We start from the raw sequence: 17699 nt of genomic DNA on the forward strand, positions 1-17699 counted from the left end.
GATATATCGTGTTTCACATACTGACCGAAGGTTGACGAAGTAAGCAACGGGCGAGAGGCCGAGCCCGTGCGGCATATGGTGGGGGCTATGTGTCGCACGCTCATCCGGCGTCACGCTGATCGACTAGACCCGAGAAGCATCGTCGTATGTGACCAATGGGTCTCTCGCCCCGGGGCAGGACAAGAACATATAACCACCCTCAGGCGCACCGTTCCCCACAGTGCGCCAAACAGGAGACATCAGCCATGCGCGAGGCTTATTCCATCGCGACGGTGCAAGCGATTCTGGACCATCATGCAGCTCAGGAAGGCCCCCTTCTGCCGATCCTCCATGATGTTCAGGAAGCTTTCGGCTACGTTCCCCCGGATGCCGTGTCCGTCATTGCCAACGCCCTCAACCTGTCACGCGCCGAAGTGCATGGCGTGATCACGTTCTATCACCATTTCCGCACCACCCCGCCGCCGCGACACGTCATTCAGATCTGTCGCGCTGAGGCATGTCAGAGCATGGGCGCCGATGCGCTCGTGGCGCACGCAGAACGCGCGCTGGGTTGCGCGATGCACAGCCACAGCGGTGACGTCGCGCTCGAACCGGTCTTCTGTCTGGGCCAGTGCGCTACGTCCCCCGCGATCACCATCGACGACAAGCTGCACGCGCGCGTCACCCCCGAGAAATTCGACCGTCTGGTCGCCCGCGCCAAGGAAGCCGTATGAGCCAGTCCACCACGTCCGCCAAGACGGCTGTGCGCCTCTATCTGCCGCGTGACTCTGCCGCACTCGCCCTCGGTGCCGACGAAGTCGCCGACGCCATCGCCACTGAGGCCGCTAAACGCGGCATCGAGATCGAGCTGGTCCGCAATGGCACGCGCGGCATGCTCTGGCTCGAACCGTTGCTCGAAGTCGTCACCCCGGCGGGGCGCGTCGCCTACGGGCCTGTCGAAGTCGAGGACGTCGCCGCCCTGTTCGATGCGAACGTCACCGCAGGCGGCGATCATCCGCTCGCCCTCGGTCTGACCGAAGAGATTCCCTATTTCAAGAAGCAGGAACGTCTGACGTTCGCACGCGTGGGCATCACCGACCCTGTCTCGGTCGACGACTACGTCGCGCACGACGGCTATCGCGGCCTGCGCAACGCCCTCGCGCTGGACGCCGCGACCATCGTCGCGCAAGTGACCGAATCGGGCCTGCGCGGACGCGGTGGCGCAGCGTTCCCGACCGGCATCAAGTGGAAGACAGTTCTGAATACGCCCGCCGCGCAGAAGTACATCGTCTGCAACGCCGACGAAGGCGACTCGGGCACGTTCGCCGACCGCATGCTGATGGAAGGCGACCCGCTCGTGCTCGTCGAAGGTATGACGATTGCTGGCATCGCCGTGGGCGCCACACGCGGCTACATCTACGTGCGCAGCGAGTATCCGCATTCGATCGACGTGCTCAACGAAGCCATCGACAACGCGAACAAAGCGGGCTATCTCGGCGAGAACATTCTCGGCTCGGGTCACGCGTTCCACCTCGAAGTGCGCAAGGCCGCCGGGGCTTACGTCTGCGGCGAAGAAACGGCGCTGCTCGAAAGCCTCGAAGGTAAGCGTGGCGTGGTGCGTGCGAAACCGCCGCTGCCCGCCATTGAAGGTCTCTTCGGCTTGCCGACGGTCATCAACAACGTGATCTCGCTCGCTTCCGTGCCGATCATCATGGACCGTGGCGCGGAGTTCTATAAGAACTTCGGCATGGGACGCTCGCGCGGCACCCTGCCGATCCAACTCGCGGGCAACATCAAGTACGGCGGCCTCATCGAGAAGGCCTTCGGCGTGACGCTGCGCGAGATTCTGTACGACTACGGTGGCGGCGCCATCACCGGCCGCCCGCTGCGCGCGGTGCAGGTCGGTGGCCCGCTCGGCTCGTACCTGCCGGAATCGCAGTGGGACACCCCGCTCGACTACGAAGCGTTCGCCGCGCACTGGGCCGTGCTGGGTCACGGCGGCATCGTGGCGCACGACGACACGGTCGATCTCGCCAAGCTCGCCCGTTACGCGATGGAGTTCTGCACCATCGAATCGTGCGGCAAGTGCACGCCGTGCCGCATCGGTTCGACGCGTGGCGTCGAAGTGATGGACAAGATCATCGACGGTCGCGATCGTCCCAAGCAAATCAAGCTGCTGCGCGACCTGTGCGACACGATGCTCAACGGCTCGCTGTGCGCCATGGGCGGCATGACGCCCTACCCCGTGCTGTCTGCGCTGAATCATTTCCCAGAAGACTTCGGCGCGGCCGAATCGTCGAACTTGCCGACCAAGGCCGCCTAGGAGACCCCCGATCATGATGGATCCGATGTTTGAGAAGGATTACGGCACCCCGCGCCGCGAATCGACGAAGGAAGTCACGCTGGAGATCGACGGCGAACAGGTCACCGTGCCTGCGGGCACGTCGATCATGCGCGCGGCGTCCGAGGGCGGCGTGAACGTACCCAAGCTGTGCGCGACCGACTCGCTGGAGCCGTTCGGCTCGTGCCGTCTGTGTCTGGTGGAAATCGAAGGCCGTCGCGGCTTCCCGGCGTCGTGCACCACGCCGGTCGAACCCGGCATGAAGGTCCGCACGCAGTCGCCGAAGCTGCAAGAGTTGCGCAAGGGCGTGATGGAGCTGTACATCTCCGATCACCCGCTGGACTGCCTGACGTGCGCCGCCAACGGCGACTGCGAGTTGCAGGACATGGCCGGGGTGACGGGCCTGCGCGAAGTGCGTTACGGCTTCGACGGCGCGAACCACTTCGACAGCGAGAAGGACGAGTCGAACCCGTATTTCACTTACGACGCCTCGAAGTGCATCGTCTGCAACCGCTGCGTGCGCGCCTGTGAAGAAACGCAGGGCACGTTTGCGCTGACGATCTCGGGACGCGGCTTCGAAGCACGCGTGTCGGCGGGGCAGGATCAGGCGTTCATGGATTCGGAATGCGTGTCATGCGGCGCCTGCGTGGCTGCCTGCCCGACCGCAACGCTGCAAGAAAAGTCGGTCATCCATCTCGGTCAGGCCGAGCACGCCAAGATCACGACCTGCGCCTATTGCGGCGTAGGCTGCTCGTTCAAGGCCGAGATGAAGGGCAACGAAGTCGTGCGCATGGTGCCGCACAAGGACGGTCAGGCCAACGAAGGTCACGCCTGCGTAAAGGGTCGCTTCGCCTGGGGCTACGCCACGCACAAGGATCGTATCCTCACGCCGAAGATCCGCAAGAAAATCACCGATCCCTGGCAGGAAGTGTCGTGGGACGAGGCGCTCGACTACGCGGCGTCGGAGTTCAAGCGCATTCAGGCCAAGTACGGCCGCGACTCCATCGGCGGCCTGGTGTCCTCGCGCTGCACGAACGAAGAAGACTATCTCGTGCAGAAGCTGGTGCGCGCCGCGTTCGGCAATAACAACGTCGATACCTGCGCCCGCGTGTGCCACTCGCCGACCGGCTATGGTCTGAAGGCGACGCTCGGCGAATCGGCCGGTACGCAGACGTTCAAGTCGGTCGAGCATTCGGACGTCATTCTCGTGATGGGTGCGAACCCGACCGACGGTCACCCGGTGTTCGGCTCGCGTATGAAGAAGCGTCTGCGCGAAGGCGCGAAGCTGATCGTGATCGACCCGCGTCGTATCGATCTGGTCAAGAGCCCGCACATCAAGGCCGACTATCACTTGCAACTGCGTCCGGGCACGAACGTCGCCATGGTCAACGCACTGGCGCACGTGATCGTCACCGAAGGCCTGATGGCCGACGAATTCATCGCCGAGCGTTGCGAAGATCGCGCTTTCCAGCAATGGCGCGACTTCATCTCCCGTGCCGAGAATTCGCCGGAAGCGACCGAAGCCCACACGGGTGTGCCCGCACACCTCGTGCGCGGCGCTGCCCGTATGTACGCGACCGGCGGCAACGCTGCGATCTACTACGGTCTGGGCGTGACCGAACACGCACAAGGCTCGACGACGGTCATCGGCATCGCTAACCTTTCGATGCTTACCGGCAACATCGGCCGCGAAGGCGTGGGCGTGAACCCGCTGCGCGGCCAGAACAACGTGCAGGGCTCCTGCGACATGGGCGCGTTCCCGCACGAACTGCCGGGCTATCGCCACGTGTCGGATTCGAGCGCCCGTGCATTGTTCGAAGCCGAATGGGGCGTCGAGCTGCAAGCCGAGCCGGGCCTGCGCATTCCGAACATGTTCGACGCGGCGCTCGCGGGCACTTTCATGGGCCTGTACTGCCAGGGCGAAGACATCGTCCAGTCGGACCCGAACACGCAACACGTCACGCATGCGCTGGAGCAGATGGAGTGCATCGTGGTGCAGGATATCTTCCTGAACGAAACCGCGAAGTACGCGCACGTGCTGCTGCCGGGCTCGTCGTTCCTGGAGAAGGACGGCACGTTCACCAACGCCGAGCGTCGTATCTCGCGCGTGCGTCAGGTCATGCCGCCGCGCGCCGGTTACGCCGACTGGGAAGTGACGATCCAGCTGGCGAAGCGTCTGGGCTACGAGATGAACTACTCGCACCCGTCGGAAATCATGGACGAAATCGCACGTCTCACGCCGACGTTCACCGGCGTGAGCTACGAGAAGCTCGACCGTATGGGCAGCGTGCAGTGGCCGTGTAACGAAGAAGCGCCGGACGGCACGCCCGTCATGCACATCGACGAGTTCGTCCGCGGTAAGGGCAAGTTCCTCATCACGCAATACGTGCCGACGGACGAAAAGGTCACGCGCCGCTTCCCGCTCATCCTCACGACCGGGCGGATTCTGTCGCAGTACAACGTCGGCGCGCAGACGCGTCGCACGGACAACAACAACTGGCACAGCGAAGATCGTCTGGAGCTTCATCCGCACGATGCCGAAGAGCGTGGCATCAAGGACGGCGACTGGGTGGGCATTCAGAGCCGGGCGGGCGAGACGGTGCTGCGCGCCATTGTCAGCGACCGCATGCAGCCGGGCGTGGTGTACACGACGTTCCACTTCCCGGAGTCGGGCGCGAACGTGATCACCACCGACAACTCGGACTGGGCGACGAACTGCCCCGAGTACAAGGTGACGGCGGTGCAGGTCACGCCGGTGGCGCAACCGTCGGAATGGCAGCGTCAGTACTCGGACTTCAACCGTCAGCAGGAAGCGTTCCTCGGACACGACCAGACGACGGCGGCCAGCGCGAGCTGAGTCGGCAATCAGGCACGCGACGGCGCCGGTCGAACGACCGCACCGCCGTGTGCCGCCACGGACAATCCGCGTCCATCGTCGGCACGCGCACAGTGTCGACGAGCTTCGCCGTCTATTGCCAAGAGACGGCGCGGCGGACGCGAGATTGGCCAAGCGAACCGGTGCAACGCATCGACACAGAACGATCACAGGGGACAAGACAGATCATGGACACCGACAATCTGGTCAAGATGGCCAATCAGATCGGGGATTTCTTCGAGACGATGCCCGATCGCGGCGAAGCGCTCGAGAACATCGCCGGCCATCTGCGTCGCTTCTGGGCGCCGCGCATGCGCATGACGATTCTGGAGCATCTGGAGACGACGGACGGGCATGGCATGCGCGAGATCGTCGTGGCCGCCATCACCACGCATCGCGCCGAACTCTGGCCGCGCGGCTGACATTCATCAAGACTGATCGGCAGGACCCGAGGTCCGGCCATGACATCCGGCGCACTCGTGGAAACGATTGCGCCTGATTTCGTTGGCAGACGCCAATGCCACTTCAAGCCCCCAGCTTGATAAGCACCGCACCGCCGACGACCAGACTGCATGCCACGATACGCCGCGCGTTGAGCTTCTCCCGCATGAACAGCCAGCCCAATAGCACCGCAAAGATGGCGCTCGATTCGCGCAACGCCGACACGACACCCATCGGCAGAAATTGCAGCGCGAAGACCACCATGCCGTAGGCACATTGCGCGACCACGCCGGCCCCCAGCGCTTCCGCCACCCGGCGGCGCGGCGCGAGGAACATGCCGCGCCATCCGCCCCGACACTTCCACACCGCCCCGACCAGCGGCACGCTCGCGAACAGGTACGCCCAGGCGATGTACGCGAACCCGTTCCCGCCACTGCTGTTCGTCAGGCGAATGCCGAAGCCATCCACAATCGTATAGGCCGCAATGAACACGCCGGTGAGCAAGGCGGCAGGCACGCTGTCGCCGGACAGACGCCGCCCACGCAACGCGAGCGTCAGAATGCCGATACAGATGCACGCGATGCCGACCACCGCAATCCAGCGCGGAAGTTCGCCCGCGAGCAGTAGCGCCGCCCCCGAGATCAGCAGCGGCGAGATACCACGCGCAATCGGATAAATCTGTCCGAACTCGCCCACGCGATAAGCGCGGATGAGCGCCGCCGTGTACGCCACCTGCGCGCAGGCCGAAAGCACGATGAGCGGCCAGACCTCGACAGGCGGTATCGGCAGCACCGCAATGCCAACGGCGGCGGTGAGCAACTGCGGCACGGCCATCATGCCGACTTGCCAGAGACGATCGGGACTCGCGTGAAGGAAGGCGTTCCAGGTGGCGTGCATCAGTGCCGAGAGCAGCACGAGGAGCACGATGGGGGTGGTGGTCATGTCAATCGGACGCAGCAGCGGCGTGTCGGAAATGGGATGACAAGGGCTTAAGCGTGGCACGCCGTCGGCAAGCGTGTCCGCGAACAAAAGTTGTCCACACCCTTTGTGGATAACCCACTGGATAACCTGACATCGACTTCTGAGTCGCCCCGTGAACAGGGGCTGTCAAGAGCCTTGCTCAAAAAACGATCAGAGAAGGAACAAATATTCGGCTTGACGGTCTGCCCCCTCCCTGCTCAACGGCCCGCCTCCTCGTTTGCCGACACATGAGACGACATCTCGGCATCCTTCTCAGTTTGGGTCGGCGGGCGCGCTGCGCTTTCAGGCGTCGGGAGCAGGCGACTGCGGCGTAGCACGCAACGCCGCCATCACCTGGCTCTGGCCCATGCCCGCTTCCGGCGACTTCTGCAGTGCCAGCAGATAGCGCTCGCCGAACTCGTCTTCTGCGCCGCCGGTACGACGGAACAGTCGCGCGGCTTCGTCGGCCAGCGCAATGCCCGCTTCAGCCAGTGGCGGCTCCTGTTCCTGCCATTCGTCGAGTGCAACGATCAGGCGCGAGACAGGATCGAGCCAGCGGAACCAGGGGTCTTCGGTGAACAACTGGACGAAGCGGCCAGTCGGCACCGCGCCGAAAACCCCTTCGTATTGCTGACGGTCGTAGTCGATCAGCACCTTGTGCTGGGCAAGCAGTGCGGCGCGCAACGCCTTCAGGGCAGCGATCTGGGCGGCACTGGCCGGTGTGGTTTCGGTCGGTTCGGTCATCTCTGGCACCGGGTTACGTCAGAAAGGATAGGAAACAGAATTGGAAAGCGTCTGACATGCACTTTAGGACTTAGCCCATAGCCAACAGACGTCTGGATCACGATACTACACGGGTCTCGCAAACACCTCGCGAGACCAGGCTTTCACTTCCCCGTGGGAGGCCTGCTTCCTCACCCGCCAACCCGGCGGGTTTTTTTTGTCCGGACGCTTCATCCGCGCACTTCGTTTATCATCGGCGGCGCCCCGACTTCCCCACTTCACGAGGCTCACGTTTCGATATGACCCTTCCCCTGCGTCCCAAGACCATTGGCGTGATGGGGTCCGGCAAACAGCCGTGGCCCGAACTTGCCGTGCCGCTCGGCCGTGCGCTGGCACTCGCGGGGTTTCACTTGCTTACCGGTGGTGGACAGGGGGCGATGACGAGCGTGAGCGAAGCGTTCTGCGCCGTGCCGCAGCGTATCGGTCGTAGCATCGGCATCGTGCCGACGGAGGCGGTCGGTGGCATGGATGATGGTGACGATGGGCAGACGGGCGTGCCCGCTACTTTCCGCGCAATGCCCGGCTATCCGAACCCGTTCGTCGAAGTGCCGATTCTCAGCCCGCTGCCGCGCCATCTGCCCGACGCGCCGCCCGGAACCCTTTCACGCAATCACATCAACGTGTTGTCCAGCGACGCCATCGTCGCCCTGCCCGGCAATCACGGCACGCGCAACGAAGTCGGGCTCGCCGTGCACTACGGCAAGCCCGTGATTCTGTTCGGGGAGAGCGAGCACTTCGCGGACATGCCCGCGTCGCTCGTGAGAACGGTATCGCTCGATACCGTGATGGACTTCGTCAGAACGGTACGGTGAGCTTCGCGTCGATGGACTGGAAGCGGTAGGACCAGCCTGGAGGGCCGCTCGCTGCGGGCATCCAAGGTGCGTTCAACCGCTGCATCACCGACAAGTCGAGCTTCGACGTCCCCAGATAATGGGTGTGACTCAGCCCCACCTCGGCGTAACTGTCGTAGGTGTGGATCGCGTTCGGATCTTCGGTGCGACTGCGGTTGTAGCGCAGCTCGACGCCGGTCGTCCCGTTGGACGTCACATCGAACGCGCGGCGCACGCGCCATTGGAGCGTCTGCGTCTGCGTGGTGCCTGTCGCAATCTGATCGGTGGCGGCGTTGGTGGAGCCCGTGATACCCACCGTCCAGTCGGCATCGATGGGCAACGAATAGTTGGCCGTCAGATCGCGATTAGTCGTGTCACGCCGTGCATTCTGCAAATCCTGGCTGAGCTTCGTGTCGAGCTTGCCGTACATCCCCAGCGGGTTGTTCATCAGCAGATTGGCGGTGCCCTGCATCTTGCCGGTGGTCGTCATGCCGCTGTTGTTCATACCGACGTTGAACTGGTACGGACGATCGTTCAACACCTGAAGCCTGATAGCACCCTCGCCCGGCGTTCGGCTGCGGGTGGCGACGAAAGGCAACTGGTCGTCGCGCACCACGAGTCCGCGGCGCATCAGCATGCGGATGTTGCGGTTCGCCAGACTTTCGTGACGCGGCATGCCGCGCAGGCACGACGCACGTGCGAGGAACGCGTTGGGCGGTGCGACGTCGGGCAATGGCTGCGGCTCGGTGGCAGCAGTCGCGCCCGAGGCCACGGCATCGATATCGACGGCATGGATCGCGGTGCCGTCCGCGCTCAACTCGGGTGCGACGGCGAACTCGCCTGCGGCCAGTGGCGGCGAAGGCGGCGTCGGGGAGACGACCGGCGTCGCATCCACCGTCTCAGTGGTCTCGGCAGATGCGGCAGACGCGGCGCTACCGTCTGCCTCGACGGTTTGCGATGAATCGGAAGACGAGGATGGATCGGCGGCGGGTGTGACCGTGCTGGCCGTTGCAGCGGCAGCCGCATCGGCCGCTCGCTTTGAGGCCTCCCGATCGACGGCCGCAGCGACCGCATTCGGATCGTCGCCTGCGAACAGTGCAATGGGATCGGTGGACACACCCGGGTCCTGCACCACTGGCGGCGCAGGTGGTGGTGGGGGCGGCACGAAATACTGAGGCGCCAGTCCGCGGTCCCACAGTCCGTAGGACACCGCATTCTGCTCAGTGAAACACGGCGGATTGGGATCCGAGAAGAGAGATTGTGCGTGCGCGCCTACCGGTATTCCGGCACTCAGACACGCGGCCAGCAGGAGGCGACTCCGCACGACCGGCTTTACTGACATTCGACACCTGAAAATCCCACCCCGCACCGTTGCCGTCCGCAAGCGTCGTGCACCGCGTTCGACATGAGGGGGTGATGTAGCGACAAGGGGCTATTTTACGTCGATCGGATGACGCTCTGCCAGTCACGAACCACCCAAAATCCCGGGGAACTCTTTCATGGGATTGCCACTCTTATCGCGTGACTTCCCCTGTAGTGATTTTTGCCCGCCTCGTGCGGGCGTTTTATTTTGCGATTCCACATCGCAAAAAAAGCCCGGGAAGTGGGTTCCCGGGCAATGGTCGATCGCCATGGAGGGGCGACCGAGGGGGGGCCAGCCGATGCCGCGCCCCGGTCAGGGCGCAGCACCGTCGTCGTCACTGCAATTACTTCTTCTTCCCGCCTTTTCCGCCCGCGAGGAAGCGCTCGTTGTACTCGTCCATGAGCTTGCGCACCGTCGCACCGATCTGGATGTAGTCCGGTTCGTTGAGGTTCGCGAGCGACACCCGACCCGAGGGGTGCAACGTACCGAAGCCGCGCCCCGGCAACAGCACGACACCGCTTTCCTTGGCCAGACGGAACAGCACCTCCGACGGATCGATGTTCTTCATGAACCAGTCCACGAACGCCTTGCCGTAGATCTTGGTGCCCAACACCTCGAGATCGAGGATGTTGTAGTAGTCGACGGCCGTCGGCCCGGTTTCTTCCGAGATCCCGGCTGCGCGATACATCACGGCCTTGCGGCGGCGGATGATGCGCTTCACGGCGTGCTTGTAGGCATCCGGCTCGTCCATCAGGCAGAACAGCGAGAAGAGCGCCATCTGCACCTGCTGCGGCGTGGACAGGCCCGCCGTGTGGTTGAGCGCCACAGCGCGGCTGTCGGCTACGAGACGGTCGATGAACTTGAGCTTTTCCGGCTCCGTCGTGATCGACGAATAGCGTGCATTGAGTCCTTCACGCTGCGCCTTGGGCAGTTTGGCAATCTTGTCGTCGAAGACATTCTTCTCGTGCGTGGCAATCGCGCCGAGACGCCAGCCCGTCGCCCCGAAATACTTCGAGTACGAATACACGAGGATGGTGTTGTACGGCGCAATCGCGAACAACGAGCGGAAGTCGTCGGCAAACGTGCCATAGACGTCGTCGGTCAGGATGATCAGGTCCGGGCGCTTCTTGACGATGCCAGCGAGATGTTCGAGCGAGGCGTCGTCGAGCTTCACCGACGGCGGATTGCTCGGATTCACAAGGAAGAACGCCTTGATCTTCGGATCGAGCAGCTTGTCGAGTTCCTTCTTCGAGTACTGCCAGCCCAGATCCGGATCGGCATTCAGATTCACTTCGTGAAGCTGGTAGTCGGCCAGTTCCGGGATTTCGATATAGGGCGTGAAGATCGGCATGCCCAGCGCGATCGAATCGCCCGCTTGCAGCAGATGGTTCGTCTTGAGCGTGTTGAACAGATACGTCATGGCTGCGGTGCCGCCTTCGACCGCGAACAGGTCGAAGTTGCCCACGAACGGATGACGTCCGACCATTTCGCGACGCAGGTACTTCGCCGAGATCTTCTCGGTATTGCGCAGCATGCGGTCCGGCACCGGATAGTTACAGCCGAGAATGCCGTGCACCATCTCCGTGAGGAAATCCTCTACGACGAGCCCCATCTGATCACGCACGTACGAGATCGATTTTTCGAGGAACTTCACGCCCGGCGCGTGCTGGTTCTCACGGGCGAAGTCTTGCCAGCGGGCTTCCACGCCCTTGCCCGGTGGAATGCCGCCCACGCCTTCCGGCATGTACGTGAACTGGCGCTCGGCTTCGGACAGCGCGAACAGTCCCAGTTGGAAGAAGCCATGGCGCGGTTCGAGCGCCAGGAAGTTCGGATTGCCGCGACCGGCGTTGAGCATCGAGCGCTGTGCGCCATTTTCCTGAGCGAGTTCGATCAGCGTGTCCTTGAATTCGAACGGGCTGAGTTTGGCGAGTGCGTCGAGTTCCTTCGATTTCATAGCAGTTTCTCCATGAACAACCACTTACAACCCATAGCGACGTCGTCTTGCGGGGGCAGCGACGGACGATCGGGACGAATGCATCAATCAGATAAAAGCAATAAGGGACGGTCGCAGCCTCAGGTCAGCGACACCACCAGCGGTCCGAGCAGCGTGAGCAGCACGTTGGCGATGGCGTAGGTGATGGCGAACGGCACGGTCGGCACGTTGCTCTCGGCCTTGTCCAGAATTTCACCGAATGCCGGGTTCGCACTGCGCGAGCCGGACAGCGCGCCGGCCAGAATCGCGACGTTGTCGTAGCGCAGCACATAGCGTCCGAACAGATACGTGAGCAGCAACGGCACGATGGTGACGATGACCCCGGCGACGAAGATCGAGATACCGCTTTGCTGCAACGTCTGCCAGGCTTGCGCACCGGCGGAGAGCCCCACGCAGGTCACAAACGTCGCAAGTCCCAACTCCTTGAGCAGCGAGCTTGCCGCAAGCGGCATCGCGCCGAATGTCGGATGCTTGCCGCGCAGCCAGCCGAAGACCAGACCCGCGAGCAGCGCACCGCCGCCGCTGCCCAGCGTGAGCGGAATGCCACCGACCTTGACCACGATGTAGCCGATCAGCAAACCGACGACGATGCCGATACCCATGTACACGTAGTCGGTCTTCACCGAGTACGCGACCGGATAACCGGCTTCCTTGGCAGCACGTTGCACGTCGCTGTCGGCACCGTACAGCGTCACCACGTCACCGTGATAAATGATGGTGTCGTCGAGAATCGGCACGGGCTGGCCCATGCGCATGATCTTCGCGATGTACACGCCATGCTTGACGTCGCGCTCCACACCGGCCTTGAGTTCGCCGAGCGTCTTGCCGTTACCGCCCTTGCGCGCGAACACGACTTCCTGCATGCGCAAAGGGATGTCGAGATCGGCTGACGGACGTTGTTCGTCGCCGAGCAGACGCCAGGCCTCCGTGGCTGCTTCACGTCGACCGATGAGCATGACGTCGTCACCCGCTTCGAGCACGAGATCGTCGGTCGCGATGATGATCTTGCCGTTGCGGCGCAGCCGTTCGATGGTCACGCCATCGGTCAGTTGCTTCTCGATCTCGATGACGCGCTTACCCGCACCGGTCGTCACACGATAGACGCGGCCCACGAGCGCCGGCAGCGAGTCGACCTGATCGGCGGAGAGGACCGCGCGGCCACCGGCCATTTCGAGTTCGGCCTTCTTGGAGTCTTCCTTGAGCGTGCGGCCCATGAGCTTCGGCACGAGCGACGCGCACACGATGATCGCGCCCAGACTGCCGAAGATGTACGTCACCGCGTAGCCGATGGCGACTTCGGATTGCAGGCGCTTCACTTCGTCCGCCGGGAGGCCGAGACGCGAAATGGCGTCGCCCGCCGTACCGATGATGGCGGACTGCGTGAGACCACCGCCCGCCACACCGGCCGCGAGACCCTTGTCGAAGCCGAAGATCTTCGCGCAGATCAGCACCGTCACCAGACCCGACGCAGCCAGAAACACGGCCATGCCGATCTCACGCAGCGTTTTGCGCGAGAGCGAACTGAAGAACTGCGGACCGCTTTCGTAACCCACGGCGTAGATGAACAGCGCGAACATGATGCTCTTCACGCCCGCGTCGACCGAAATACCGATTTGCGAGACGACCACGGCCACCAGCAGAGAGCCACCCACCCCCCCTAGCTGGAACGAACCGAATTTGATCGCCCCGATGGCGTACCCGAGGGCCAGCGACAGGAAAATCGCGACCTCCGGGACATGATTAAGAATCGTATGCACCAGTTCCACGGCAGAACCTCCGTCAAATAGATGAATGCGGCCGCTGGCGGGGGAGCCAGCGCCGACTCGCTAACGCGAAAACTGATGGGCGACGAAAACCACCGCCGGTCCCATAAGCGGCAGCAGCACGTTCGACAGGGCGTACGTCACCGTGTACCCCACGACCGGCAATGCGCTGTTCGCGGTTTGCACCACTGCGCTGATGGCAGGCGTGCTTGCCTGCTGGCCTGCGATGGCGCCGATCAGAATCGGGCCATCGATGCGCAGCAACTTGTGGCCCACCCACAGCGACACGAGCGCCGGAATGAGCGAAACGCAGATTCCCACGACCGGCAACGCCATACCGTGTTCGCGCAGCAGCACCGCCGCCTGCGGCCCGGCCGACAGGCCGACGCACACCACGAACACCGCCAGCCCGAGGTCTTTGAGCAATTCGTAAGCCGCCGGCGGGAACGTGCCCCACGTCGGCCGACGCGACAGCAGCCACCCGCTGGCCAGCCCCGAGACCAGCGCACCACCGCCCGAGCCGAGCGTCATTGGCGCGCCGCCGATGTGCACCGACAAGTGCCCGATGCAAAGGCCCACGATCAACGCAAGCCCCAGGAAGATCAGGCTTGTCTTGTTGCCGTACGGCACGGATTTGCCCATCACGGCACCCGCGCGTTCGACGTCTTCCTGCAAGCCTTGCAGCGTCACCACGTCGCCACGCTGCAGCGGAATCTTGTTGAGCGACGGCAACTGCATGCCCATGCGTTTGACGGATTTGACGAACACGCCGTGGCGCAGCTCGACCGGCGCTTCGCGACGCAGATCGGCTACGGTGCGCCCTTCGGCTTCCTTGTTCGTCATGATGAAATCGCGCTCCACGAGCACGATATCGCCCGTCTCGGTGCCCGCAACTTCCGGGCCGATGAGCGCGTGCGCTTCGAGCATGGCGTCGCGACGGCCAACAAGCAGCAGCTCATCGCTCACCTCCAGCGTGAGGTTTTGTGCGACGGCCACTTGCGTCGCGGCGCGGCGTACCCGCTCGACAGCGACACGGCCGTCCAGCGAGGCTTCGAGCGCGGCAATGGTAAGTCCGGGATGCGCCACGCGATAGCTGCGCCCAACCAGATCGGGCGCGGCCGGTGCGCCGAGTTCGTCGCCGTTCTCGTCCTCCATTTCCTTGGCGAGACGTGCGCTGTCGGCTTTCAGATCGATACCGAGCAAACGCGGGGCGATCAGATTGGTGAACAGGACGATGGTAATGAGGCCGAACACGTAGGTCAGCGTATAAGCCGTGACGACGTTGGCCTGCCAGGCCTTGAAGGCTTCGGGATCGAGGCCGAGGCGTCCCAGCGCTTCGATGGCGGTGCCGACCATCGCCGACTCCGTTGCCGCACCGGCTGCCAGGCCACCCGCCGTGCCCGGATCGAGACTGAGGAATTTCACGGCCAGCATCACGATGCCGAACACGAACACCACTTCGATGATGGAGAGAACGCCGAAGCGCAGGCCGCGCAGGTTCAAGTTTTCAACGAACTGCGGACCGGCGGAAAAGCCCATCGCAAAGATGAATAGCGCAAAGGCGAAATCCTTGAGCGAGCCTTCGACCATGCAGCCGGTCTGTCCCACGAGCAATGCGACAAGCAGCGCACCGCACACACCACCGAGCTGAATAGGGCCGAACTTGATTCGCCCGAGCAGTTGGCCCAGGACGACGCAGACGAACACGGTGATCAACGGCACAGCATCGAACAGCGGAACTGAACACTGCATACAGGCTCCTGCCACATGTCGCACTTCGGCGACGGGCTACCGCACTTGGCGGCATACGTCCGGCATACGAGACTTCAGAGAACGACAGATTGTCGCGGCATCAGCCACGGCAATCGGGAGACTGCAGACCATGCTTCGGTCGTACGTTTTGCACCTATGCGGGAACCGCCAGGTAGTTATGTAGGGAAGGCGCACACGGCGCACTTATCACTTGCGCAAATCACGCGATCGTCGCGCAATCAGGTAGCACAAATAATTAAAATTACGCTATCTGCGACTGTTCCGCATTTCGAGGCGACGCGGTGTGGGCATAGTGTTGTTCAACGTTCCGGACGTGTCAACAGGTTTTGCGTAAGGTCTCCACCTTGTGCGCGTCAAGCCCACAATTTCACCCACTATGTCGGAATCCTGACCAATAGTCGACGAACGTCGGCCACTCGGGCGGCACGTCGACGCCGCCCGCGAAACTGCGTGATCGCGCCGTCGGGACTGAGGAAAATCGCAGAGAGGATAGATGAAAATTTTTCAAGTTTCGCGACAGGATGCCGCAGGGGGATACGGCTGCCGAAGCGCCCGAAAGCCGTCGCCATCGCGTGATGGATGGCGCATGACGTCGTAGGACGATGGACGAGGGCGTGACTCGTTACTTCGGTGCGCGGATTTCGTGGATGGTGCCCGGCCCCCAGCCGGTGGCGTCCCACTTGCCGTCGCGCAGCGTCCATTCATGGACACCGGTCTCTTCCCAATGCGGCGGGGTGTAGCGCATGCCGGGGCGCTTGGCTTCCATGTGGCCGTCCACCCAGTCGTAGCGGCCGTCCTTCCATTGCCAGTAGCCCGGCACCCAGAACTCGCCCTTGGGGGCGGCGTGCGGATCTTCGAAGCGCGGCGGCGGCGGGCCGCGTTGCAGCGTCACGTCGGCCAACGCAGGCAGGCTTGCCAGACACAGTGCGACCACAAGCGCATGGCGGCGACGTGCGGCGAGAAAGGTCATGACGGACGTCACAGGCGTGGCGGGTGCGATGATCGAAAGCGACGAAGACGACATTGCGCAGACTTTCAGTGAAGACAGAGAAGTGACACATTGTACCGTCCGCTTACCCGCATCATCGGCCCAGAGCGCGCGCGATGCGTGTCATATCGTCACGAAACCTTATAATCGGCGCACTCACAACCTGCCGCCCCGTGCGGATTCCGACGGCGCCGCCATGAACGGCTGCCGCAACGCTCACTCATGAACCCTGCCCCTGCGGCCGCCGGTCACCGGCAATTGCTTCGTCTGGCGGTGCCGATCGTGCTCGCCAATCTCACCCAGCCCCTGCTCTCGGCCGTGGACACTGCCGTGGCCGGTCATTTGCCAGGCCCGGCTTATCTGGGCGGTGTCGCCCTCGGCGGGCTGCTGCTCAACCTGATCTTCTGGGGATTCTCGTTCCTGCGCATGGGCACGACCGGTCTCGCGGCGCAGGCCTTCGGCGCGCGAGATGCGCAACGGCTGCGCGACACACTCGCCCGTGCGCTGGCGCTGGCCTTCTGCATCGGTGCGGTGTTGCTCGTATTGCGCGTGCCGCTGGTGTCGCTGGGCGTCTCGTGGCTCGGCGGCAGCGGGCAAGTGCAGGCGCTGGCACGGGAGTACGCCAGCATCCGTATCCTCGCCGCGCCCTTCGCGCTCGGCAATTACGTGGTGCTGGGCTATTTGCTTGCGTGTCAGCGCGTGCGTCAGGGTCTGGCAGTGCAAGTGTTCATCAATGTGGTGAACATCGTCGCCGTGCTCGCTTTCGTTAGCGGCTTCGGCTGGGGTGTGGCGGGCATTGCCTGGGCGACGGCGCTGGCCGATCTGCTCGGATTCGCGCTGGGCGCGTGGCTGCTCTGGCTTGCGCGCACGCCCAATCTGCCGCCGCTGCGGGTGGCCACGCTCATCGAGCGCGCAGCGCTCTGGCGTCTGCTGCGCCTGAATCTCGACATCTTCCTGCGCACGCTGTTTCTGCAACTCGCGTTCGCGTGGTTTGCACGCGTGGGAGCGCGTCTGGGCGACACCACGCTTGCCGCCAACGCCCTGCTGCTGAACTTTCAGACGTTCATGGCTTACGGCCTCGACGGCTTCGCGCATGCCGCCGAAGCACTCGTAGGCGCCTACATCGGGGCGCGGCAACGGCAGGCGCTCTTGCATGCAATCCGACTCTCGCTGGGATGGGCGCTCGGATGCGCCGTGGCGTTCGCGCTCGTCTACGCGATGGCGGGCGGCGTCATCATCGACGCGCTCACCGATCAGGCGACACTACGCGAAACCGCACGCGAATTCCTGCCGTGGGCGATCCTCTCGCCCATCGTCGCCGTCTGGTGTTTTCAGCTGGATGGTGTCTTCATCGGCGCGACGCGTACGCGCGAATTGCTCACGTCGTCGCTGATCGGCCTGCTGGTGTTTGGCACCGTCATGCCCTTCACGCTCGCGGCGTGGGGTAATCACGGCTTGTGGGTCGCCCTGATGGCGTTCCTTGCCACACGCGGCATCGTCCTTGGCATGTTGCTGCCCCGCATCTGGCGCGGCATGCCCCGTCAGGCCGCTTGATTCAGACGATCTGAGGGGACGGGCCTGCACGCCCCGTCCATTCACGACGAGGCCTG

The 17699-nt window shown here is 63.5% G+C and carries 13 protein-coding genes; 6 read left to right on the plus strand and 7 right to left on the minus strand.

Annotation, left to right across the window (positions count from 1 at the left end; genetic code table 11):
• Positions 1–245: 245 nt before the first annotated feature.
• The 4 genes from NA29_RS16485 (at position 246) to NA29_RS16500 (ending at position 5617) form a co-directional block, all read left to right on the plus strand.
• Positions 246–713, plus strand: a complete 468-nt coding sequence (locus tag NA29_RS16485) for a formate dehydrogenase subunit gamma (protein WP_039399648.1) — start codon at positions 246–248, stop codon at positions 711–713.
• On the plus strand, positions 710–2302 hold the full coding sequence (locus tag NA29_RS16490; RefSeq protein WP_039399649.1) for a formate dehydrogenase beta subunit: 1593 nt from the start codon (positions 710–712) through the stop codon (positions 2300–2302). Before NA29_RS16485 ends, NA29_RS16490 begins: the two co-directional genes overlap by 4 nt.
• Before the next feature lie 13 nt (positions 2303–2315).
• Positions 2316–5177, plus strand: a complete 2862-nt coding sequence (gene fdhF, locus NA29_RS16495) for a formate dehydrogenase subunit alpha (protein ID WP_039399650.1) — start codon at positions 2316–2318, stop codon at positions 5175–5177.
• A 206-nt stretch (positions 5178–5383) separates the two neighbouring features.
• Complete coding sequence (locus NA29_RS16500; protein WP_039399652.1) at positions 5384–5617, plus strand: formate dehydrogenase subunit delta; 234 nt, start codon at positions 5384–5386, stop codon at positions 5615–5617.
• A 103-nt stretch (positions 5618–5720) separates the two neighbouring features.
• On the opposite strand, the gene NA29_RS16505 is transcribed toward NA29_RS16500, so the two are convergent.
• Positions 5721–6578, minus strand: a complete 858-nt coding sequence (locus NA29_RS16505; protein ID WP_039403820.1) for an EamA family transporter — start codon at positions 6576–6578, stop codon at positions 5721–5723.
• 321 nt (positions 6579–6899) lie between these two features.
• Positions 6900–7340, minus strand: a complete 441-nt coding sequence (locus NA29_RS16510; RefSeq protein ID WP_052252997.1) for a hypothetical protein — start codon at positions 7338–7340, stop codon at positions 6900–6902.
• A 278-nt stretch (positions 7341–7618) separates the two neighbouring features.
• On the opposite strand from NA29_RS16510, the gene NA29_RS16515 reads away from it, so the two are divergent.
• Complete coding sequence (locus tag NA29_RS16515) at positions 7619–8191, plus strand: SLOG cluster 4 domain-containing protein (protein WP_052252998.1); 573 nt, start codon at positions 7619–7621, stop codon at positions 8189–8191.
• On the opposite strand, the gene NA29_RS16520 is transcribed toward NA29_RS16515, so the two are convergent.
• The 5 genes from NA29_RS16520 to NA29_RS16540 all read right to left on the minus strand — a co-directional run bounded on the left by NA29_RS16520 (position 8175) and on the right by NA29_RS16540 (position 16125).
• Entirely contained in the window at positions 8175–9419 is a 1245-nt protein-coding gene (locus NA29_RS16520) for a ShlB/FhaC/HecB family hemolysin secretion/activation protein (RefSeq protein WP_157127414.1), read from the minus strand. The genes NA29_RS16515 and NA29_RS16520 overlap by 17 nt on opposite strands.
• A gap of 496 nt (positions 9420–9915) precedes the next feature.
• Positions 9916–11526 carry a bifunctional aspartate transaminase/aspartate 4-decarboxylase gene (locus NA29_RS16525; RefSeq protein WP_039399656.1) on the minus strand — a complete coding sequence of 537 codons (1611 nt, stop codon included), beginning with the start codon at positions 11524–11526 and terminating at the stop codon, positions 9916–9918.
• 119 nt (positions 11527–11645) lie between these two features.
• Positions 11646–13331, minus strand: coding sequence for an aspartate-alanine antiporter (gene aspT / locus NA29_RS16530; protein WP_039399658.1), 1686 nt, complete (start codon positions 13329–13331; stop codon positions 11646–11648).
• A 60-nt stretch (positions 13332–13391) separates the two neighbouring features.
• Entirely contained in the window at positions 13392–15080 is a 1689-nt protein-coding gene (gene aspT / locus NA29_RS16535; RefSeq protein WP_039399660.1) for an aspartate-alanine antiporter, read from the minus strand.
• Positions 15081–15723: 643 nt separating this feature from the next.
• Entirely contained in the window at positions 15724–16125 is a 402-nt protein-coding gene (locus tag NA29_RS16540; RefSeq protein WP_052252999.1) for a YXWGXW repeat-containing protein, read from the minus strand.
• Positions 16126–16311: 186 nt separating this feature from the next.
• Between NA29_RS16540 and NA29_RS16545 the strand changes: the two genes are divergently transcribed.
• Positions 16312–17643: an MATE family efflux transporter gene (locus NA29_RS16545; RefSeq protein WP_039399662.1), complete on the plus strand. Its 1332-nt coding sequence runs from the start codon at positions 16312–16314 to the stop codon at positions 17641–17643.
• The last annotated feature ends 56 nt before the right edge of the window (positions 17644–17699 follow it).

It is taken from the genome of Pandoraea sputorum (assembly GCF_000814845.2).
Classification (GTDB): domain Bacteria; phylum Pseudomonadota; class Gammaproteobacteria; order Burkholderiales; family Burkholderiaceae; genus Pandoraea; species Pandoraea sputorum.